Below are 20,714 nucleotides of genomic sequence, written 5' to 3' on the forward strand. Positions count from 1 at the left end.
CGCATCACGGCGCGCCGCCGACCAAGACCCCCGCCCACCGGGCGTTGTCATGCACCATGTTCAGATTAGATAGCACGCATAAGTTTTCTCGGTCAGGTAAGGAGTTCGTCGCATGCGCCGTCGCGGCTGGATCCGGTCGGCCCTCGCGGGCGCGGCCGTGGCGACCCTGCTGGCCGGATGCTCCTCCGGGGAGGACGGCGGGAACAAGCCCACCATCGCCCCCGCGACGCCCGCCGCCGCGCCCGCGGTCACCGGCGCCCCCGCCGGTGAGGTGAAGCCCGCCGCCGCGATCAGCGCGCTGCTGGCCGAACCCTTCACCGGTGCGCTGGCCGTGGTCACCGAGGCGGGCAAGGCTCTCGCGCTGATCGACAGGACAGGCACCAGAACGGTTCCGCTGCCCGGTGTCGTGGCCTGCCTCGCGGCGGGCAAACCCGGCGAGATCCTGATCGCGGTGCCCGGCAAGATCATTCGCCTGGACGCGGCCACCGCCAAGACCACCGAGATCGCGGTCGAGGGTGAGGTGCGCTCGGTGGCCGTGCGCGCGAACGGTGATCTGGCGGCCGGACTCGGCATCGGCAAGGTGCTCATCCTGGCCCCCGATGGTGCTGTGCGCGCAAGCATTTCGGGTCTGGTCTCCGCCGATGCCATCGACGCCGCCACCGATACCGTGGTGGTGCTGGACCGTCGCCAGACCGCGCTGAGCGAACTGAATCTGCAAGACGGACGCCTGGGCCTGACCCTGCGCACCGGTGACGGGGCGACGAATATGATCGGCGATCACTTCGGCCGCCGCATCGTCACCGATACCGCGGGCAGCGAACTGCTCGTCTACACCGCCGATCCGTTGGTCCTGCGCCAGCGTTTCCCGGTAGGCTCTTCGCCCTACGCACTCGCCTACGATCAGCGGTCCGAGACCGTGTGGGTGACGCTGACAGGCAGTAACGAAGTCGTCGGTTACGACCTGTCGACGGGTATACCGGTAGAAGTGGGGCGCTACCCGACGGTGCGCCAGCCCGATTCGGTGACCGTCGACGCATCCACCGGTGACCTGTTCGTGGGATCCGCGACCGGTGACGGTCTGCAGCGGATCACCGCGGACCAGCGGAAGAGAGGGCAGTGATGGCTCGGGCCTCACGATCTGCGCACCCGTCGCGCACACTACCGTCCGGCTGGGAGGAGACCAGCGACGAGTACGAATACGTGCCGTTGCGACTACCTCCGGAAGTCAATCGCGTGACCGCCTCCATGCGCCTGGCCATTCAGGCCGAATTCGGCGGCTGGGAGCTGTCGCGGGTGCGTGCCTACACCGACGGCAGTCGTCGCGTGCTGTTGCGCCGCCGCAAGAGTTCCCTGCTATCCCCGACACCCGAGGCGGTGATGTAACCCGCATGTCCTACTCGACCCCAGCCGAGCGCCTGTATGGGCTGCTGTTGAAGGCGATGTTCCTGCTCCCGCCCGAGCGCATCCATCATCTCGCCTTCGCCGCGATGACACTGGCCACCCGGTTCGCACCGGGCCGCTGGCTCACCTCGAAACTGCTTGTCGCACAGGATCCGGTACTGGCCTCACGGGTGTTCGGGGTCGACTTCCCCACCCCGCTGGGGTTGGCCGCCGGTTTCGACAAGAACGCCGAGGGCGCCGACACGTGGGGTCCACTGGGCTTCGGGTACGCCGAGATCGGCACCGTCACCGCGCAGGCGCAGCCGGGTAACCCCGCGCCGCGACTGTTCCGGCTGCCCGCGGATCGGGCGCTGATCAACCGGATGGGCTTCAACAATCACGGTGCCGCGGCCGCGGCGGCGAACCTGGCGCGCCGGCGCGCCGGGGGGATCCCGCTGGGCGCGAACATCGGCAAGACCAAGATCGTCGAGGCCGCCGACGCCGCCTCCGATTACGCCACCAGCGCCAAACTGCTCGGCCCGCTCGCGGATTTCGTGGTGGTGAACGTGAGTTCGCCCAATACCCCGGGCCTGCGTGATCTACAGGCGGTGGCCTCGCTGCGGCCGCTGCTGCGGGCGGTGCTCGATACGGTGTCGGTGCCGGTGCTGGTCAAGATCGCCCCCGACCTCTCCGATGACGATATCGACGCCGTGGCCGATCTGGCGGTGGAATTGGGACTGGCCGGAATCGTGGCCACCAACACCACCATTCGCCGCGACCGGCTGAACACCCCCGCCGAGGAGGTGGCCGCGCTCGGAGCGGGCGGGCTCTCGGGGCCACCGGTGGCCGATCGTTCCCTCGAGGTGCTGCGCCGGCTGTACGGCCGGGTGGGCGATCAGCTGGCGCTCATCTCGGTCGGCGGCATCGAGACCGCCGAACAGGCGTGGGAGCGGATTCTCGCGGGAGCCTCACTGCTGCAGGGGTACACCGGATTCATCTACGGTGGCCCGTTCTGGGCGCGGCGCGTGCACCGCGGCCTGGCGGTCAAGCTGCGCGCACACGGCTATTCGAGTCTGAGCGAGGCGGTCGGCGCGGGTCACACCACCCGCGCCTGAGCCGAAACCGGTTGCGGGCGTGCGTTGTTCGCCCGCCGCGGGTGCGGCGTTCCGGACCGCCCGTCCGTCTGCTCCCGGTTCGCCACGAAGGGGCCTGCGCACCAGGGGTTTTCAGGCCCACAGATGTTGGGAGCGGGCTCCGGAGGCGGCGTGCGAGAGGGCGCCGGGCGGCAGGGTGCCCACATACCAGCCGCGCATGATCGACTCGGGGAGTTCGGCGTCGGTGCCGTGCGGGGTCAACTCGTCGTAATGCATGCGTTCGGCCATGCGCTGGGCCAGCATGACCACCGCGTGCTCGACCAGAATGCCCAGCCGCGCGGCGCGTTCGGCGGCCTGGGAGTGCGCGGCATCGTCGAATACGATCTGCGGATCGGACAGGATCTCGTCCAATTCCATTCCGGCGTGCGCCTGCGCGCGGGTCAGGCGCTGCTCGGGCAGCCAGCTCAATGACCACACATCCTCTCGTTGTGCGCGGCGCGCGAATTCGGGGGTGATGTCACTGGTCATCTCCCGATGGGTGATATCGATTGTCACTGCGGGGTCCTCCCTGGGCCGGTCTGTCGGAAATGTCCAGGCGCACTCCGATACGCCGCCTCGCCGGTGAGGTTCGCCGGCTCCACCGCCGGCCGGAGTCATGGTCGATCACGCTCTCCCCCGCTCCATCATCCGCCGATGAGGCACCGCCATGATGTGTTTCACGCCGGTTCCCAGCTCCCTCGCGAGAACCTCCGCGACCGCGGCGGGAAACGCAGTCCACGCGCGTGGTGAGCGGTTTGAGAGAGCGGGCGTAAATATGTCGCATGCGACACAGTGGTGATTTTCTGGCTAAGCTGAGTGAGCCATGCCACAGGAACCCGTGGTCGACCGGGGTTCGCGCAGGTCGGATGGGTGCGCGTGTGCGGCTGTAGCGAGAGGCAATCGGAAAAGGGTTATGACGACAGACATCGGCTATCCGCACAAGTCGGGCAAAACGGTCTACACGATTCCGGCGGCGTTCCAGGAGACGCTGACCCTGCGACCGGAGCAGATCGCGATCAGGACGGTGGGGGGTACCCGGGAGATCAGCTGGCGCGAGTACGGGGAGCAGGTGCGCGGCATCGCCGCCGGACTCGCCGGACTGGGTGTGCGGCACGGGGATACGGTCGGGATCATGCTGACCAATCGGCCCGAGTTCAATCTGGTCGACACCGCCGCACTGCATCTGGGCGCGACGCCGTTCTCGATCTACAACACCAGCTCCCCCGAGCAGATCGCGCATCTGTTCACCAATGCCGAGAACAAGATCGTGATCACCGAACCGGCGTTCCTGGACGCGGTGCGCGGGGCCGGGGTCGAACTCGAACACATTGTGCTGGTGGAGGGTTCGGCCGCGGGCACCATCACCCTGGCCGAGGTGCAGGCCGCCCCCGCCCCCGATTTCGACTTCGACGCCGCCTGGCGGGCCGTCACCGCCGATGATCTGGCCACGCTGATCTACACCTCCGGCACCACCGGCCCGTCCAAGGGCGTGGAGCTGACCCATCGCAATGTGGTCGCCCAGATCGTGGGCTTGGTCGCCGGACCGCTCACCGTCGGCCTGGACGATCGCTCGGTGTCGTATCTGCCCGCCGCCCATGTGGCGGACCGGATTTCGGGACACTGCGCGAACCTGTTCACCGGCGTGCAGATGACCTGCGTCCCGGACCCGCGCGAGATCGCCGCCGCCCTGCCCGATGCCCGGCCCACCGCGTTCTTCGGCGTGCCCCGGGTATGGCAGAAGATCAAGGCCGGTATCGACGCCAAACTCGCCACCGAACCCAGCCCGGTGAAGAAGGCCCTGGCCAACTGGGCCATCGGGGTGGGGGTGAACGCCGCGCGCGCGGACCTGTCCGGCAACGGCCGCGGACTGCTGCTCGATGCGCAGCACAAGCTCGCCGACGCCCTGGTGCTGTCCAAGCTGCGCCAGGCGCTGGGCTTCGACGAACTCAAGGTCGCGGCCTCGGGCGCGGCGGCCATTCCGCCCGAAACCCTGGAATACCTGCTGGGATTGGGCTTCACCGTCACCGAGGTATGGGGCATGTCCGAGACCTCGGGCGTGGGCACCTACACCCCGCTGCACAAGCCCAAGCCCGGCACCGTCGGAATTCCCATGGTGGACACCGAGGTTCGCCTCGGCGAGGACGGTGAACTGCTGCTGCGCGGGCCCATCGTCACCGGCGGCTACCGCAAGATGCCCGACAAGACCGCCGAGGCCATCGACGGCGACGGCTGGCTGCACACCGGTGACGTGGCCACCATCGACGGCGACGGCTACATCAGCATCGTGGACCGCAAGAAGGAACTCATCATCAACGAGGCGGGAAAGAACCTGTCTCCCACCAATATCGAGAACACCGTCAAGGCCGCGTCCTCGCTGGTCGGTCAGGTGGTCGCGATCGGCGACGCCAAACCGTTCATCGCCGCGCTGGTGGTGCTCGACCCCGATACCGCGGTGGTGCGCGCCAAGGCCCTGGGCACCCCCGACGCGGATCTGAAGGCGCTGGCCGCGCGCCCGGAGATCATCGCGGAGATCAAGGCCGCGGTGGCCACCGCCAACGCCAAACTCTCCCGGGTGGAACAGATCAAGCGCTTCATCGTGCTGGACGCGGGCTGGGAGCCCGGCGGTGACGAACTCACCCCGACCCTCAAACTCAAGCGCAGCCCGATCAACACCAAGTACGCCGCGCAGATCGCCGCGCTGTACACCACCCCCGCGCCGGACGATGTCGTGAACATGTCCTGATACCGAGGCACCGTGGCCCGGACGGAATCGTCCGGGCCACGGTCGTTTCCGGCGTTCAGGTGCGCCGCGGCGGCGGAATCGAGAATCGTCGACGCCGCCACCGCGGCAACCAGCTCCGGGCGCAGATCCACCGCGTGCCCGCACCTCATCGGCCGCGATCCCGCCCCGGGCGCGAATTCGGTGCGCACCGCGGCCATGGCCGCCCCGGCGAGCACCGCAGACCTCACCGCGGGCCGCCGCGCCCTCGCGGCCCTGACCGACCACCACCACGACTGACCCGCCGAGCCCCGAAACGCCGGTGGCCCCGGGCGATCCGCCCGGGGCCACAGGCCTACCGCGTGCGCTACTTCTGCTCGTGCGTGCCGATCAACGTCGCGCGCCCGATGGCGTTCATGAACAGATTGAATCCCAGGTACGCGGGCGAGGCGTTCTCATCGACTTCGAGCCGCTCCACCCCGACCGCGTGCACGACCACGAAATACCGGTGCGGCCCATGCCCGGCGGGCGGGAACGCGCCGGTGTACTCGTGCAGTCCCGCGTCATTGCGCAGCACGACCGCGCCCTCGGGCAGCGTGCCGCCCTTACTGCCCTGCGCGGTGTCCAGGCTGGTGGTGGTGGCCGGGATGTTCGCCACCACCCAGTGCCAGAAGCCCGAGGCGGTCGGTGCGTCCGGGTCGTACATGGTGACGGTGAAACTCTTGGTCTCGGCCGGGAATCCGCTCCAGCTCAGCTGCGGGGAGATGTCCTTGCCGCCCGCGCCGCCCAGCGCGCTGACCTGGTCCATATGCAGCGGCTTACCCTCGCTGATCTCACTGGAGGTGAGGGTGAACTCGGGCAGTTGCGGCAGCGGGGCGTAGGGGTTGTAGGAGTAGTCGGGCACGGGGGCCGTCCTTTCGATCGCAGACCGTCAGCAGTTCAGTAGGAAGTGTTCCAGTACGCTCGCGCCGAATTCCAGCGCCTCCACCGGTACGCGTTCGTCCACACCGTGGAACAATGCGCTGAAGTCCAGATCCGGGGGCAGGCGCAGCGGCGCGAACCCGAAGCAGCGAATACCCAAGCGCGCGAACGCCTTCGCATCGGTGCCGCCCGAGAGCATGTACGGCACGGTGCGCCCGTTCGGATCATGCGCGAGGATGGCGGCGTTCATGGCATCGACCAGGTGACCGTCGAAAGTGGTTTCGTACGAGTCGAGTTTGGTGATCCACTCGCGTTCGACATCGGGGCCGATGAGCGCGTCCACCTCCTTCTCGAATTCGGCCTGGCGGCCCGGCACGACGCGGCAGTCCACCACGGCCTCGGCGGTCTGCGGAATCACATTGGCCTTGTATCCGGCCTGCAGCATGGTCGGATTGGCGGTATCGCGCAGGGTCGCACCGATAATGCGGGAGATGGTGCCGAGTTTGGCGAGCTGACCCTCGATATCGGGACTGGACGGATCGAAGCTCAGACCCGACTCCTCGGCGACCGCGGCCAGGAATTCGGCCACCGAATCCGAGACCACCAGCGGGAAGGTGTGCGTGCCCAGCCGCGCCACGGCCTGGGCCAGGATGGTGACCGCGTTGTCCTCGTGCAGGAACGATCCGTGCCCGGCGCGTGCCTTGGCACGCAATCGCATCCAGCCCAAACCCTTTTCGGCGGTCTCGACCAGATACAACCGGCGCTCGGTGCCGTCGGGTCGCGGCACCGTCAGGGAGAAGCCGCCGACCTCGCCGACCGCCTCGGTGACCCCGGCGAACAGATCGGGTCGATGGTCGGCCAGCCATTGCGAACCCCAGCGTCCGCCGTTCTCCTCATCGGCCAGGAAGGCGAAGACGATATCGCGCGGGGGCACCGTGCCCTCGATCTTGAACTGCCGGGCCACGGCCAGCATCATGCCGACCATATCCTTCATATCGATCGCCCCGCGGCCCCAGACGTAGCCGTCGCGGATGGCCCCGGAGAACGGGTGCACACTCCAGTCCTGGGCCTGGGCGGGCACCACATCCAGATGCCCGTGCATCATGAGCGCGCCGCGACTGGAATCCGCGCCCTGCAGCCGGGCGAACACATTGCCGCGTCCGGGCGCGCCGGACTCCACGTATTCGGTGGTATATCCCGCCTGATGCAATTGATCGGCCACCCACTGCGCGCATTCGCGCTCGCCCTTGGTGGTCTCGAGTTCGCCGGTATTGGAGGTATCGAACCGGATCAGCGTGCTGACCAGGTCCACCACCTCCGAGACGGCACGGGAGGTACGAGGTTCGCCAGTTTGGGACACGTCCCTTTCCTACCATCTCCCCGCGTCCCCACCCCCGGCCCCCGTCGCGCCGGCGCGCGGCCCGCGCAGGTGACGGCCACCGCCCGCGATTGAAATCAGCCGTGGCTCAACCCTTTCCCCGCGCCGGGAGATGTGCGGGGGCTCAGCGCAGTACGCGCAGGGTCATGGTCAGGGTGGCCAGTAGCGAGTCCAGGCGCTGATCGGCGATGCGGCGTTCCAGAATGTCGGGATCCAGGCGCGTGGAGGAAGCCCAGAGTTCGCCGATATGGGCCTGGGCGGCCACATCGGTGGCGGCCAGCACCCACAGCAGCGGTGCCCACAGCCGCGCTGCCTGGGCGATGGCGGGCAGCATGATCAGCGTCGAGGGATCCAGCGCCGCGAGCTGGGTTCCGGCGCGGCGGCGCACCTCGGCGGGGGTGCGGGCCAGGGGTTCGAGCAGTCCGCGCCACAGCGCGATCTCACTGCTGCCGTCGACCGCGGCCACCAGGATCTCCGCCGATTCGCTGATCACCGGATTGAAGGCGAGTTTGGTCAGTGCCGAGGGACTCAACTGCCCGGCGAAGCGCAGCAGATCATCGGTGGCGTCCGCGGCCAGGAAGGTGGTGAGCAGATCGGCGATGGCCGAGGGCGGTGCGACCTCGAACAGGATATCGCCGACCGCGGCGATCACATCGGGTGCGCAGCGCGCGAACACCGACAGCGCGGCCAGGCGCAGTTCCTTGGAACCGTCGATGACCGTGCCCAGCAATCGCGGAACGCGCTGACCCGGCCCCGAGAGCAGTTGGCGCACAATGGCGCTGATGCTCTCGGCGGAGTAGGCGTAGGCGGCCGAGCGGATCAGGCCCTCGTCATCGGGGACGCCCTCCTCCACCGCGCGCACCAGTTCCGGTGTGGCATAGGCCAGGAAGGGCCCGGCGGTGATGTAGTCGTGCCGGCGCAGCAATTCGTTCACGATCCCGATGACCGGGCCGGTCGGGGCCTGATCGGCGAGCTGGCCCACCGTGCGCGGATCCACGTACGGCGCGCAGTCGGCGGCGTATTCGATACTCAGGCGCAGCAGCGCGTCGATGGCCTTGCGCGGATGCCGCACGCCCACCGCTCCGGCCGCGCGACCGGTCATGGCCGGTGGCACCAGGCGCTGCACGATGGGCAGTGAGATACCCAGCGGAATGATCGGCACCAACGCGCTGATCCGCTCGAAAACCGGTGTGTGCTCATCGAACAGCGCCCCGGACATGCGCTGGTGGAGTTCGTCGAGGCGTTGTGCGCCGAGCCGCTCGAGATGTTCGAGGCGTTCGACGGGGACGTGCAGGGTCCTCGCCAGGAGTACGAGCTGGGCGCGCGTGACCAGATCGGTCATAGGCCGGCCCGGGTCACGGATGCTCCGCCAGAGGCGAATTCGACTGTGGCAGACATGTTTTCCCCGTCCTGCGGCGTCCTGGTCGGGACCGCGGTGTTCGACCGCTCATCATAGGTCGGCGGATGCGACGAAAACCGCGAATAGTGCAGACTCACAGGACCTCGTTAGGATGCGGCCATGAGTCATCCCGCGGGGTGGTACCCCGAGAGTCCAGGTTCGACGGTCTTGCGCTGGTGGGACGGCGCGCAATGGACGAATCACACTCAGCCGCAGCAGCATTCGGCGCAGCCGCAGCCGCAGCAGGCACAGGGGCAACAGCAGGCCCAGTACGGCCAGCAGGGTCAGCAGTACGGTCACGCCGGGCAACAGCAGGCGCAGCAACAGCAGGGCTATGTCCAACCCGCGCCGCCGCAGGCCACTCCGCAGCAGGGGCAGTCCGGACAGCACCAGCAGCAGTATCCGGGGCAGGGCCAGCAGTACGGGCAACAGCAATACGGGCAACAGCCCAGCGACGCGCACGCCCTCGAGCTCGAGATCGGCGGCGCGCACGATCCCTCCGCGATTCAGCGCCAAGTGCAACAGCAGGCCGGGATCGCCGCGACCCAGGCCGGTGGCGGCACCGTGTTCACCGAGCCGATTCTGGTGGTGAACCAGAAGGTCAAGCTCATCGAGATGGCCAATGAGTACAGCGTTTTCGACCAGCACGGCCGCCAGATCGGCGCGGTGGTCGAGGTCGGGCAGAGCGCGCTCAAGAAAGCCGTGCGCTTCATGTCCAGCTACGACCAGTTCATGACGCACAAACTCGAGATCCGCGACGGTCAGGGCCAGACCATGCTGCGGGTCACCCGCCCGGCCAAGGTCTTCAAGTCGCGCTTCCTGATCGAGCACGGCAGCGGCCGGCCGATCGGGGAGATCATTCAGGAGAACATGATCGGCAAGATCAACTTCTCCTTCGTGGTGAACGGTCAGCAGATCGGCGGGATTCGCGCCGAGAACTGGCGCGCCTGGAATTTCATGATCCACGACCACACCGGTCAGGAGGTCGCCCGCATCACCAAGACGTGGGAGGGCCTGCTCAAGAATATGTTCACCACCGCCGACAACTACGTCGTGCAGATCCACCGCCAACTCCCCCAGCCGCTGCTGTCCATGGTGGTGGCCTCGGGTCTGGCCATCGACACCGCGCTCAAACAGGATTCGCGCGGCTGGGGCTGATCCGGCGCGACAGCGGGTGCCCGACCGGGCGCAAGTGCCGTGCAAGCCAGCGCAAGTGCGGGGTAATCACGGCTCGGCACAGTGGGTCTCATGAACGAGACACACGATGTGGTGGTAGTGGGAGCGGGACCGGTCGGGCTGATGCTCGCGTGTGAGCTGCGCCTGGCCGGGGTGGATGTGCTGGTGCTCGAGCGCCTGACGGAAATGGATCGGACCGTCAAGGCCGGAGCCGTCAATGTGCCGACCGCACAGGCGCTGTACCGGCGCGGCCTGCTGCCCGAACTGCTGGAACAGCATGAGGCGACTTTCGCACGGTTCGCGGCGTTCCAGCAGAGTCTCGCGGCCACGGCAACGGCCACGGCGTCGGCGGGCGCGGCGTCGGCGGGCGCGGCGAGCACACCACCGGCGGGCTTCAAGATGGTGCCCGGACATTTCGCGGGCATCCCGCTCAATGCCGCCGCGCTCGATCTCGACGATCCCGCCTTCGCCGACGCGGGCCCCGCGGCGGCGGCCTGGTTCGTCTCCCAGCAGGGCGTGGAATCCATTCTGGCGCAACGCGCCACGGATATGGGTGTGGAGATCCGCCGCGGCGTGGAGGTCACCGGATTCTACGACGACGGGATCGGCGTCACCCTGAACCACGGTGATCGCACCGTGCGCGCCGGTTGGCTGGTCGGCTGCGACGGGGGCCGCAGCATCGTGCGCAAAACCGCGGGTTTCGACTTTCCGGGACTGGACCCCGAGATCACCGGCAGGCAGGCCCTGATCGAGATGACCGGTGCCGAACACATCGCGCCCGGCTGGCACGACACACCGACCGGCATCTACGTGTACGGTCCGGTGCCGGGCCGCTTCCTCACCGTCGAACTCGACGGCCCGCCCGCGGACCGCACCACCCCCGTCACCGCCGCGGAGCTGGAGCGGAGTTTCCGCACCGTCACCGGCGCGGACGTGCGAATCACCCAGGTGCACTCGGCGACCCGCTTCACCGACAACACCCGCCAGGCCACCGACTACCGGCGGGGCCGGGTCCTGCTCGCGGGCGATGCCGCGCACGTGCACTCACCCTTCGGCGGCCAAGGTCTGAACCTGGGCATCGGTGACGCGGTCAACCTCGGCTGGAAGCTCGCGGCCGTCGTTCGCGGCTGGGCCACCACCGATCTGCTCGACACCTACACCACCGAACGGCATCCCATCGGCGCGTGGGTTTTGGACTGGACCCGCGCGCAGGTCGCGCTCATGCGCACCGACCCGCGCAGCCGAGCCCTGCGCGCGGTCATGGGCGAGCTGCTGTCCACCCGCGACGGCGCGACCGAGATCCTCAAGAAGATCTCCGGCGTCCTGCACCGCTATGACCTCGGTGCCGCGCATCCGCTCGTGGGCGCGGTCGTACCGGACCTGGAATTGGCCAACGGCACCCGCGTCGGCGCGCACTTCACCACCGGCCGCGGTGTCCTACTCGACCTCGCCGACTCCCCCGCGATTCGGTCCCTGGCCGCGGGATGGCCCGATCGGGTCGAGGCCGTCACCGCCAAATCGGCTCAGCCCCAGACGATTTCGGCCATGCTGGTGCGACCGGACGGCATTGTGGCCTGGGTGGCCGACTCCGAGGACACCTCCGGCCTCGAGGATGCGCTCGTGCGCTGGTTCGGCCCCGCCCGGTAGCGACCGGTCGGGCGGTGCGCGCCGATGGCGGGGATATGCCGGGATCGCCGTCACCGGTGCGCATTCGCGAAGGACGGTGGGCGAGCCGTCGAACGGTCTCGTGCGCACCCGAGGCGGGGCGCTACGCCTCGGCCAGGGCCTGATGATCCTCATGGCGATCGGTCGTATGGACCCGGGCCGCACCGATCCGGCCGATACGGCGTGAACCCCACGCGCCCAACGGGGCCAGCGCCGCGTTGAGGGCCGCGCCCTCCTCGGTGAGCGAATAGTCCACGCGGGGTGGGATTTCGGGGTAGATCTCGCGATGGATGATGCCGTCCTCGGCCAATTCGCGCAGCTGCTGGCCGAGCATCTTCTCCGAGACCCCGGGCAGGGCCCTGCGGAGTTCACCGAAGCGGCGGATGCCGTGCTCGTGCAATTCCCACAGAATGAGCGATTTCCATTTGCCGCCGACCACATCCATGGCCGCGTCGATCCCGCAGAAGTATGGTCCGGATCTCTTTCCGCTCATGCCCCGTCCTCGCTACCTCGATGCACACCTTTCGGTGCGCCCCGGAGAAATTAGTGCGTCAGGTCCGCGCCGGGCACGGCGGTCAGGCGTTCGCGCGCACCATCGAGGAATTGCGCTGAGTGTGGACACCGATCGCGGACCGGGCCCCGCCGCAGGAGGCGGCAGGGCCCGGTCGTGCGCTCAGTGCGCGATCCGCAGCGTGGCAGCCAATGCCGAAAGCTGTTCGCCCAGGCCCAGTTCGGTGATCCCGGCCTCCACGGCACCGCGATCGGCCTCGGCCAGCGCGGACCACACCTCACCGATCCGCGATTGCGCGGCGGGTTCGGCGACCGCGAGCAGCCGTAACAGCGAGGGCAATTCCGCCGGGCCGAGCAGTTCGGGCAGCCCCGCCAGCACCTCGGGATCCAGGTGCGCGAGAGTGTCGCCGATGCGTCGTGCGCTCGCGGGTTCGACGCGTTCGGCCACCCGCAGCAGTCCATGCCAGATCGCGAGATCGCCCGCGGTGCCCGCGGCGGTGAACGCGTCGAGTGATTCGGGCTCGGCGAGAACGGGATTGGCGGCCAGCCGATCCAGCGCACCCGGATTCAGCTGTCCGATGAACCGCAGCGTCTCCGCGACCGCGTCGGCGGCGATATAGGCGCGGAGGAGCGCACCCAGTTCCGCCTCGGAGGCCTGCTCGAACAGGTGGTCCCCGAGACCGGCGATGACATCGGCATCGCAGCGCGCGAACACCGACACCGCCGCCAGTTGCAGTTCGGTGCCGCCCTCGACAATGGTGCGGATCAGTCGCGGGATGCGCTGTTCGGTGCCGTCGAGCAGATGCCGCACCACCGCGCTGATACTCGCCCCCGAGTACGCGTACGCCGCGGAGCGGATCAGCCCCTCGTCATCGTGGGTGCCCTTCTCCACCGCTTCGATCAATGCCGGTGTGGCATAGGCCAGGAACGGTCCGGCGGTCACGTAGTCGCGCCGGCGCAGCATCTCATTGACGATCGCGACCACCGGTCCCGGCGGTGCCACATCGGCGAGCTGACCCACCGCGTGCGGATCCATATACGGTGCGCCGTCCGCGGCATACGCGGGCGCGAGCATGCCCACCGCCTCGGCCGCCTTGCGCGGATGATCCACCCCGATGGCCCCGGCCGCGCGCCCGGCGATGAGCGGGGGCACCATGCGCTGCACCAGCGGCAGCGAAATGCTCAGCGGAATGATCGGCACCAGCATGCTCAGTCGCGCGAAGGTCTGATTGTGCTGGGCGAACATGACTTTGGCCATGGCCTCCTGCATTTCGTGCAGGTTGTGCGCACCGAGTTTCTCCAGGTGCGCCAGGCGTTCGACGGGCACGTGCAGGGTGCGCGAGAGCAGGGTGAGCTGTGCCCTGGTGACCAGATCGCTCATCCCAGCGAGTTTCCGAACATGATCTTCTTGGCCGCCGTGCGCAGCGGCCACGGTAGCGCGCCGACGGTTTTGTCGACCGCGGCCACCATCTCCTGCGTTTCGGTGCGCTTGGCTTGCCGGAAAATCTCCAGCAGGTCCGCGGTTTCGGCCTCGGAGAGCAATTCGAGCGCGGCCAGCGGCCCACCCAGCTCCCGCTCCAGTTGGGTTTTGGCGTCCACCATGATTCCCCTTGTCCCCGAATGACCCGGATCACTGTCCGGTTTCGTCACCAAGGTCTACCAAGATCGCCGCTCTCACGCCAGACCTGACGCGGTTCCGCGCCAATCGCATCGGCGGCGCGCAAGGCCATGGCCATAATGGTCATCCGCGGTCGTGCCTCGGCGGCGACCGCGTCCCGGTGAACTACCCGGCGTGAATGCGCCCGAGGACCGTATCGAATTCCGTTGCGGCCAAGGATAATAGCGATTCCGCTGCCGAACGCGCCGCGGCACCGTCACCCGCGACAACCGCGTCCGCGACCGCCCGATAGCGCTCGACGTGCCCCACCTCGGCGGCCATCAATCCCGCGCGTGCCGCCGGCGCGGACTCGTACACCGCCCGCAGATCGTTGTAGAGCAGCCGGGAGACAATCGAGTCCGCGCCATCGGCCAGCAGATCCCAGAACGCGATGGCGATCACCTGCTGTGCGATCGGATCCCGCTCCCCCGCAAGCTTTTCCAGTGATGCCGTGAGTTCTCCGGCCAGGCGTGCTCCGGCTCGCTCGGCCGCGAGCCCGGCGACCTCCCGGCCCAAAACAAGCCGAGTCTCGAGAATCGACCGGATCACCCGCGGATCGATCTCCCCCTGCCGCACCAGAAGTCGCGGCAACATATCCATCCCCGCGTGCCGCCGGAAATCGCGCACCATGGTCGACCCGCCCTGACGCACCTCGACCAGGCCGGTATGGGCCAGGCGCTGTAGAGCCTCGCGCACCGTGGGCCGGGACACCCCGAGCGCCTCGGCGAGCGCCCGCTCGGCGGGCAGGGCCGCCCCGGGCGGCAATTCCCCGTCCAGCACCTCGTCCACGAGCTGCTCGAACACGGTATCGGGCACCGTCCGCCGATCGATCCGCCTGATTGGCATGCCCCGAACGCTAGGTGCGCCCGGTGAACAGGTCAAGCGGCCAGACCAGTTCACCTGTCGAAAAGCAGTCGCTCCAGCGCTTTGCGATCGCCCACGAAGGTCAGCGTGCCGTCCGCGAGCGCGGCATCGAGTGCGGCCGGATCGGCCAGCGCGCCGCCGAGCGTCTTGGGATCGGTGCGCAGCGAGATATCGGCCGTGGCCGGTTCACCGCTGTGCACCTCGATCCGGCCGGAGTTCACGGCCACCGTCCAGATCGAGCCGTCGAGTTCGAGGCGGCACACGATCGGCGGTGCGGCCGGATCGCGCCGCGCACCGCGCAGGAAGATCAGCACCGAGGTCGCGCTGAGCGCGGCGGGTTCGGGCGGGCTCGGGGCGTCGATTCCCCAGTCGCCCAAGGCCACAACGATCGGCTCCAGCTTGCGACCCCATTCGGTGAGCTCGTAGACCTGCGCGTTCGCCACTTTGGCGCGCCGGATCACCCCGTGCTGTTCGAGTTCGCGCAGTCGATCCGCGAGCAGATTCGAGCTCGCGTGCGGCAGCGCGTGCCGCAACTCCGAGAACCTGCGCGGGGTGAACAGCAGCTCGCGTACGACCAGAAGCGCCCAGCGCTCCCCGACCACATCGAGGGCGCGCGCGATCCCGCATTGATCCCGATAACTGCGACTGGTCGGCATACCCTCTCTCCTTCGTCCGAGATGATACTAACCCACCACCGAGTAGAGTTGTTTTTAACAACTCCAAGTGGTTATTGTTTTGATATGAGTACTTCTCTTGCGGCACAGACCATCCCCTCCGAGCAGCCCGAGCACGCCACGATCGTCGATCCCGACGCCCACCAGATCCTTTTCGAGAACGAGCACGTGCGGGTGATCCAGGCCCGCGCCTCACACGGCTGGCAGAGCGCCATGCACGCACACCGTCCGATGCTGGTGGTCAACCTCGGCTCCGGCCGGCAGAAGGTCACCTTCGGCGACGGCACCACCGCCATCGTGGATCTCAACCCCGGTGCCGTCGTCTGGCAGGAGGACTCGTTCGAGCACTCCTGGGAGTTGCTGGCGGGCGAGGTGAATGTGGTTCTGGTCGAGGTCAAGTCGGCCGACGACACCGCATAAACGCCCGGGAAAGTCCGGTTCGCGGGGTCTTCGGCTGGAGTTCACGCGGCGTTGGTCGTGGGGGTGCCGCCGGTAACCCGGTGCCCTGCACGATCAGCGACGTGCGCATCGTGCAGCTGGCGAACTTCTATGGTCCGCGGTCGGGTGGGCTACGCACCGCACTGCACCATCTGGGTGCCGGATATGTGGCCGCGGGGCATGAGGTGGTGCTGATCGTGCCCGGTCCGCGCCGAGCCGAGGAGCTGCTGCCGTCTGGGGTGTGGCGAATCACCGTGCCCGCGCCCGCGATTCCGTGGACCGGCGGCTATCGCGCGGCGCATCCACGGCGGGTCGCCGATGTGCTGGCCGGGTTGCGGCCCGATGTGCTCGAGGTGTCGGATCGGTTGACGCTGCGGGGATTCGGGAACTGGGCGCGGCGGCGCGGCGTGGCCGGGGTGATGATCTCCCATGAACGGCTGGACCGGCTCATCGGGCAGGTGCTGCCCGGACCCGCCGCCCGCCGGGCCGCCGACGCGGCCAATCGCCGGACCGCGCGGAACTACGACATCGTCGTCTGCACAACACAATTCGCGCGCGAGGAATTCGAGCGCATCGATGTGCCGAATGTGGAGCTGGTACCGCTCGGGGTCGATCTGGATATGTTCAGCCCGTCCCGCTGCGATCTGCGCTTGCGCACCGATCTCGGTGCGGAGGACTACCCACTGCTCGTCCACTGCGGTCGACTGTCGGTGGAGAAGCGGGTCGATCGCAGTATCGAGGCCGTCGGCCGCCTGCGCCGCGAGGGGATCGACGCCCGGCTCATCGTCGCCGGTGACGGTCCGCGCCGCGAGGCGCTGGAGCGCCGCGCCCGCACCCTGCCCCCGTTGCGCGATGGGCTCTCGGCGGTGCACTTCACCGGATTCATCAATGACAGAACCGAGTTGGCGACCCTGCTGGCCACCGCCGATGTCTCGCTGGCTCCCGGTCCGCACGAGACCTTCGGCCTGGCCGCCCTGGAGGCCTTGGCCGCCGGTACCCCGGTGGTGGCCAGCCGCTCCTCGGCGCTGGCCGATATCGTCACCGCCGACTGCGGTGCGGTGGCCGCGGACCACCCCACCGCCTTCGCGCACGCCGTCACCGAGGTGCTGTCCCGGCCGCCGCTGCAACGCCGTCAGGCCGCGCGCACCCGGGCCGAGCAATTCACGTGGCCCGCAGCGGTTTCCGGAATGCTCGGCCTGCTCGGTTCGGCCTGATCAGTCCCGGGTCGGTCCGGCTGCCACGGAATGTACGGGCGCGCTTCGGCTTCCGCGCGGCCACGCGCGGGCGGCGGCCGCACCACCGGGGGCCGCGCGCAGCATGGTCTGCACCCCGCGCTCACGGAAGACGCGATTGCGCCGTTCCGGGCCGTGCGCGTACTCGAGCGGGGTGATCGGCGCGAGCTAGTCCAGCTCCCACCGCGTGCCCGGTCAGGGACAGGAACAGGGTGGGAATCAGCAACTGCTGCAAGGGGTCAGCCCCTGCTCGCCCTGCGCCGCGGCCATCACCCCGCGCCCCACCCACCGACCTCGGCCGCATCGGGCGGGGTCAGCGGTATCTCGGTCATCGGGCAACCGTCCACGAGCGGATCCGGCTCCGATCATTCTGGTCATGAAACCGTCCGGCTGCGTGTTCATTTCACTTCAGGCGTACGAGTGGCCGGGCCCGGCCGCGATGCCTAGAATTCGTGGTTCGAACCGAGGTAAGGGGGCACCCCCCATGACTTCCGTACCCTCCCATCCCGCCGTCGCCGCGGCCACCGCCCGGCTCGCGGCGCTCGACCAGCAATTCCAGCCGGTGGCACTCATCGAGCACGGCGACGGCGCGGCCGCGGTGCTGTTGGAGAGCCGGGATTTCCGCGTCATCGTCATCGTCGAACACCGCGACGACGAATGGATCACCCCGTCCATGGTGTCGGGCACCCCGCGCCCGGTCTCGCGCTCGCGCCCCGCCCGCACCCTGGACCACCGTCCGCTGCTGCGTATGAGCCGCACCCGCGTCGCGCATCCGGACACCGACGGCACACCCGCCGAAACCAGTTGGTCCGCGGTGCTGGGCACCGCCGCCGCCGATGCCACCACCCTGACCGTCATCTCCACCATCGACAGTTACACCGCGCCCATCGCCCCGAACGGGCTGGCCTTCGCCCTGGTCCGCACCCGCACGGGCGAGCATCCGCTGATTCACGTCCACACCCGAGACGGGCGCATAGTTCCCGTCGACACCTGATCCGGTCCCGGAGTCGAACGCGCCCCCGCCGGATACGCTGGGGGCGATGACGACCGGGGACAGCGGCGCGCCGGACGCCGCATACGGGGATGCCGGGCGCGTCGTACCGGTTGTGCTGCGCGGCAATTCGGCGCAGGGGAAGACCACCACCGCGACCGCCATCCAGCATTCGCCCGCGTTTCGTACCACCGGGTAGTCGGATCCACTCGGCGCGGTTACCCGGTGATGCCCTCGTCGCGGGCTAGATTCGGGCTCGACTGGGTCCGGCTCGAATGGGAAAGCGGGTGTGATCGTATGACTATGGGCGAACCGTGGCCGACCGGTGGCCAGGATTGGCAACCGACCGGTATGCAGGGCGGCGGTGAGGCACTGGTCGAATTGGATGTGTTTCCGCCGCAGGAGCATCGGCGCTGGACGGTACTGCTGCGACTGCTGCTGGTCATTCCGCAGTTGATCGTGATGTGGTTCCTGGGCATCGCCGCGTTCGTGGTGGTGGTCTGCGGCTGGTTCGGTGCGCTGTTCACCGGGCGGCTGCCGGTGTGGTGCGGGGACTTCCTGCGCGGCTACTTCTCCTACAGCACCCGGGTGTACGGCTACGCCATGCTGCTGGTCGACGAGTACCCGCCGTTCGCCTGGAACCCGCCGAATTACCCTGTGCGCGTGCTGTTTCCGCAGCCGACCGAACTGAATCGGCTCGCGGTGCTGTTCCGGCTGATCCTGGCCTTCCCGATCCTGGTGTTCTCCAGCTGGCTCACCACCGGGTGGGCGGTGCTCTCGTTCTTCATATGGTTGATCGTGCTGATCACCGGACGGATGCCGCGCTCGGTCTTCGAGGCGACCACCGCGATCATGCGCACCGAATTGCGCACGCAGGCCTACACCTACCTGCTGACACCGGCGTACCTCAAGGGCGTATTCGGCGATCAGACCGGGGTTCCGGCGGATCCGGCCGCCGAGCAGTGGGGTCAGCCGCCGCGGCAGTCGCCCACCCGGCCACTGCTGCTCTCGCGCGGCGGGCAGATCCTGCTCATCGTCATGCTCATTCTCGGCATTATCGCGAGCGTCTTGCAGACCGCGACCGGCAATGACGATGACGACAGTGACGACTTCTCGATGCCGACCTCGCAGACCGTCACCCGGTAGGACGCCGGGCGGTCGACGGGAAGCGGTGCGCCGCTTCGAGTTCGAACGCGGACTCCAACAGCGTGCGCTCGTCACCGTAGGCCGCGGACAGCTGCACCCCGATGGGCATGCCCGCCGCGGACATGCCCATCGGCAGCGAAATCGCCGGTGTGCCCGCCACATTGTTGATCGGGGTGAACCCGACGTAGTTCATCAGCCGGGTCAGCAGTTCGTCGAATTCGACCGTGGGACTGAGGTATCCGAGCTTCGGGGTGGTGTGGCACAGCACCGGGGAGAGAATCAGCTCGTGCTTGGCGAACATGCCCGCCACCGCCTCGGCGGTCGCGCGCAGCCGCCACAGCGCGGCGGGGGTGCGATGCAGGTGCGCGCGGTGATGGGCCCGCAATCCCGTGGTGAGACCGTCGAATTCGCGGGTATCGAAGGATCGGTCGAAGGTGAGCTTGCCCGCCGTGCCGATCAGATCCGCCAGCAGTGCCCACAGTTGCACGAAATCGTCGGCCCACTGCCGGGTCACGGGCAGCCGCATCGGCTCGATCTGGTGTCCGGCATGCTCGAGCAGTGCGGCGGTGTACTCCACCACCCGCAGGGTTTCGGCGTCCACCGGCTCACCCATGAGCGTGTCCGTCACCAGGCCGATGCGCAGCCGCCGCCGCGCCGGACCCAGCACCGAGCCGATCGGCGGCAGCGCCGGATTGCGCCGGAAGTCCTCCACCGCGGCGACATACGCGGCGGTATCGCGCACCGTGCGGGTGAGCACACCCTCGGAGACGAGATTGATCGGCATCATGCGCGCCATCTCACCGTCCACATGGCGGCCCCGGCTCGGCTTCAATCCGACCAGTCCCGCGCACGCCGCCGGAATGCGGATCGATCCCCCGCCGTCATTGGCGTGCGCGATCGGCACCACGCCCGCCGCCACCAGCGCCGCCGCGCCACCGGAGGACGCGCCCACCGAATACTCGGTGTTCCACGGATTGCGGGTGGGCTCGGCGGTCATGAATTCGGTTGTGGGACTGAAGCCGAACTCCGGCAGCCGGGATTTCCCGAGCACGGTCATACCGGTGCTGCGGAACTGCCGGGTGAAGACGCCGTCGCCGCGTGCGGGCCGCGCCCGGAACGCGGTGGTGCCGTGATTGCTCGGCATACCGCGCACATCGGTGTTGTCCTTGACGAAGGTCGGCACCCCGTACAGCGCCGCGGACTCGTCCTCGCCGTAGCGCGGGGTCTCGAATTCGGCATGGGCGATCGCGTGCAAGGCCGGATCGACCCGCCGGGCGCGGGCCACCGCGGCGGCGGCGAGCTCCGCGGGGGTGGTGATTCCGGCGTGCACCGCCGCGGCGGCGCCGACCGCATCATGGTGTCCCAGTGCGTCATCGGCGAAGGCATCTAGTCGACTGTCCAGCATTAACCGAGCATAAGGGCAGCACCGGG

The 20,714-nt window shown here is 68.5% G+C and carries 22 protein-coding genes; 12 read left to right on the top strand and 10 right to left on the bottom strand.

Annotated elements, in window-relative coordinates; translation table 11 throughout:
* Window positions 1-112 precede the first annotated feature (112 nt).
* From NA10_RS03715 to NA10_RS03725, 3 genes are read left to right on the top strand one after another with little or no spacing between them, the layout of a single operon-like run.
* Window positions 113-1,120, top strand: a complete 1,008-nt coding sequence (locus tag NA10_RS03715) for a YncE family protein (protein WP_067563366.1) — start codon at window positions 113-115, stop codon at window positions 1,118-1,120.
* The gene (locus NA10_RS03720; protein WP_067563368.1) at window positions 1,120-1,383 is read left to right on the top strand and encodes a DUF5703 family protein; all 264 of its coding nucleotides are present in this window, start codon (window positions 1,120-1,122) and stop codon (window positions 1,381-1,383) included. Before NA10_RS03715 ends, NA10_RS03720 begins: the two co-directional genes overlap by 1 nt.
* A 32-nt stretch (window positions 1,384-1,415) precedes the next feature.
* Window positions 1,416-2,495, top strand: a complete 1,080-nt coding sequence (locus tag NA10_RS03725) for a quinone-dependent dihydroorotate dehydrogenase (RefSeq protein ID WP_067563894.1) — start codon at window positions 1,416-1,418, stop codon at window positions 2,493-2,495.
* A 111-nt stretch (window positions 2,496-2,606) separates the two neighbouring features.
* Here the strand turns inward: NA10_RS03725 and NA10_RS37910 are convergent, their stop codons facing one another.
* Window positions 2,607-3,029: a hypothetical protein gene (locus NA10_RS37910; protein WP_067563371.1), complete on the bottom strand. Its 423-nt coding sequence runs from the start codon at window positions 3,027-3,029 to the stop codon at window positions 2,607-2,609.
* A gap of 397 nt (window positions 3,030-3,426) precedes the next feature.
* Here NA10_RS37910 and NA10_RS03735 point away from each other — a divergent pair, with 397 nt between their 5' ends.
* Complete coding sequence (locus NA10_RS03735) at window positions 3,427-5,256, top strand: AMP-dependent synthetase/ligase (protein ID WP_067563374.1); 1,830 nt, start codon at window positions 3,427-3,429, stop codon at window positions 5,254-5,256.
* A gap of 12 nt (window positions 5,257-5,268) precedes the next feature.
* Window positions 5,269-5,532 carry a hypothetical protein gene (locus NA10_RS03740; protein ID WP_067563376.1) on the top strand — a complete coding sequence of 88 codons (264 nt, stop codon included), beginning with the start codon at window positions 5,269-5,271 and terminating at the stop codon, window positions 5,530-5,532.
* A 67-nt stretch (window positions 5,533-5,599) separates the two neighbouring features.
* On the opposite strand, the gene NA10_RS03745 is transcribed toward NA10_RS03740, so the two are convergent.
* From NA10_RS03745 to NA10_RS03755, 3 genes are all read right to left on the bottom strand, one after another.
* Window positions 5,600-6,136 (bottom strand): YbhB/YbcL family Raf kinase inhibitor-like protein, encoded by a 537-nt coding sequence (locus NA10_RS03745; RefSeq protein ID WP_067563379.1) that lies wholly within the window; start codon window positions 6,134-6,136, stop codon window positions 5,600-5,602.
* 27 nt (window positions 6,137-6,163) lie between these two features.
* The gene (locus NA10_RS03750; RefSeq protein WP_084514274.1) at window positions 6,164-7,513 is read right to left on the bottom strand and encodes a M20/M25/M40 family metallo-hydrolase; all 1,350 of its coding nucleotides are present in this window, start codon (window positions 7,511-7,513) and stop codon (window positions 6,164-6,166) included.
* A gap of 142 nt (window positions 7,514-7,655) precedes the next feature.
* On the bottom strand, window positions 7,656-8,873 hold the full coding sequence (locus NA10_RS03755) for a hypothetical protein (RefSeq protein ID WP_157556016.1): 1,218 nt from the start codon (window positions 8,871-8,873) through the stop codon (window positions 7,656-7,658).
* 177 nt (window positions 8,874-9,050) lie between these two features.
* Here NA10_RS03755 and NA10_RS03765 point away from each other — a divergent pair, with 177 nt between their 5' ends.
* The gene (locus NA10_RS03765) at window positions 9,051-10,088 is read left to right on the top strand and encodes an LURP-one-related family protein (RefSeq protein ID WP_067563388.1); all 1,038 of its coding nucleotides are present in this window, start codon (window positions 9,051-9,053) and stop codon (window positions 10,086-10,088) included.
* A 90-nt stretch (window positions 10,089-10,178) separates the two neighbouring features.
* Entirely contained in the window at window positions 10,179-11,753 is a 1,575-nt protein-coding gene (locus tag NA10_RS03770) for an FAD-dependent oxidoreductase (protein ID WP_157556018.1), read from the top strand.
* Window positions 11,754-11,874: 121 nt separating this feature from the next.
* On the opposite strand, the gene NA10_RS03775 is transcribed toward NA10_RS03770, so the two are convergent.
* The 5 genes from NA10_RS03775 to NA10_RS03795 all read right to left on the bottom strand — a co-directional run bounded on the left by NA10_RS03775 (window position 11,875) and on the right by NA10_RS03795 (window position 15,458).
* Window positions 11,875-12,264 (bottom strand): winged helix-turn-helix transcriptional regulator, encoded by a 390-nt coding sequence (locus NA10_RS03775; RefSeq protein ID WP_067563391.1) that lies wholly within the window; start codon window positions 12,262-12,264, stop codon window positions 11,875-11,877.
* Between the two features lie 180 nt (window positions 12,265-12,444).
* Window positions 12,445-13,662 carry a hypothetical protein gene (locus NA10_RS03780; protein ID WP_067563393.1) on the bottom strand — a complete coding sequence of 406 codons (1,218 nt, stop codon included), beginning with the start codon at window positions 13,660-13,662 and terminating at the stop codon, window positions 12,445-12,447.
* Window positions 13,659-13,883, bottom strand: coding sequence for a hypothetical protein (locus tag NA10_RS03785; protein WP_067563396.1), 225 nt, complete (start codon window positions 13,881-13,883; stop codon window positions 13,659-13,661). The genes NA10_RS03780 and NA10_RS03785 overlap by 4 nt, the downstream gene beginning before the upstream one ends.
* 181 nt (window positions 13,884-14,064) lie before the next feature.
* Window positions 14,065-14,784 (bottom strand): FadR/GntR family transcriptional regulator, encoded by a 720-nt coding sequence (locus tag NA10_RS03790; RefSeq protein ID WP_067563399.1) that lies wholly within the window; start codon window positions 14,782-14,784, stop codon window positions 14,065-14,067.
* A gap of 50 nt (window positions 14,785-14,834) precedes the next feature.
* Entirely contained in the window at window positions 14,835-15,458 is a 624-nt protein-coding gene (locus tag NA10_RS03795; RefSeq protein ID WP_067563402.1) for a winged helix-turn-helix transcriptional regulator, read from the bottom strand.
* Window positions 15,459-15,542: 84 nt separating this feature from the next.
* On the opposite strand from NA10_RS03795, the gene NA10_RS03800 reads away from it, so the two are divergent.
* From NA10_RS03800 to NA10_RS03815, 5 genes are all read left to right on the top strand, one after another.
* The gene (locus NA10_RS03800; protein WP_067563405.1) at window positions 15,543-15,896 is read left to right on the top strand and encodes a hypothetical protein; all 354 of its coding nucleotides are present in this window, start codon (window positions 15,543-15,545) and stop codon (window positions 15,894-15,896) included.
* A gap of 101 nt (window positions 15,897-15,997) precedes the next feature.
* Entirely contained in the window at window positions 15,998-17,128 is a 1,131-nt protein-coding gene (locus tag NA10_RS03805; RefSeq protein WP_067563901.1) for a glycosyltransferase, read from the top strand.
* 502 nt (window positions 17,129-17,630) lie between these two features.
* On the top strand, window positions 17,631-18,140 hold the full coding sequence (locus NA10_RS03810; RefSeq protein WP_067563408.1) for a hypothetical protein: 510 nt from the start codon (window positions 17,631-17,633) through the stop codon (window positions 18,138-18,140).
* A 46-nt stretch (window positions 18,141-18,186) separates the two neighbouring features.
* Window positions 18,187-18,336: a hypothetical protein gene (locus NA10_RS36395; RefSeq protein ID WP_157556022.1), complete on the top strand. Its 150-nt coding sequence runs from the start codon at window positions 18,187-18,189 to the stop codon at window positions 18,334-18,336.
* Window positions 18,337-18,434: 98 nt separating this feature from the next.
* Window positions 18,435-19,283: a DUF4389 domain-containing protein gene (locus NA10_RS03815; protein WP_169812518.1), complete on the top strand. Its 849-nt coding sequence runs from the start codon at window positions 18,435-18,437 to the stop codon at window positions 19,281-19,283.
* On the opposite strand, the gene NA10_RS03820 is transcribed toward NA10_RS03815, so the two are convergent.
* Complete coding sequence (locus NA10_RS03820; protein ID WP_067563409.1) at window positions 19,273-20,688, bottom strand: amidase; 1,416 nt, start codon at window positions 20,686-20,688, stop codon at window positions 19,273-19,275. The genes NA10_RS03815 and NA10_RS03820 overlap by 11 nt on opposite strands.
* Window positions 20,689-20,714: the final 26 nt, after the last annotated feature.

Source organism: Nocardia acidivorans NBRC 108247, assembly GCF_001625085.1.
GTDB lineage: Bacteria > Actinomycetota > Actinomycetes > Mycobacteriales > Mycobacteriaceae > Nocardia > Nocardia acidivorans.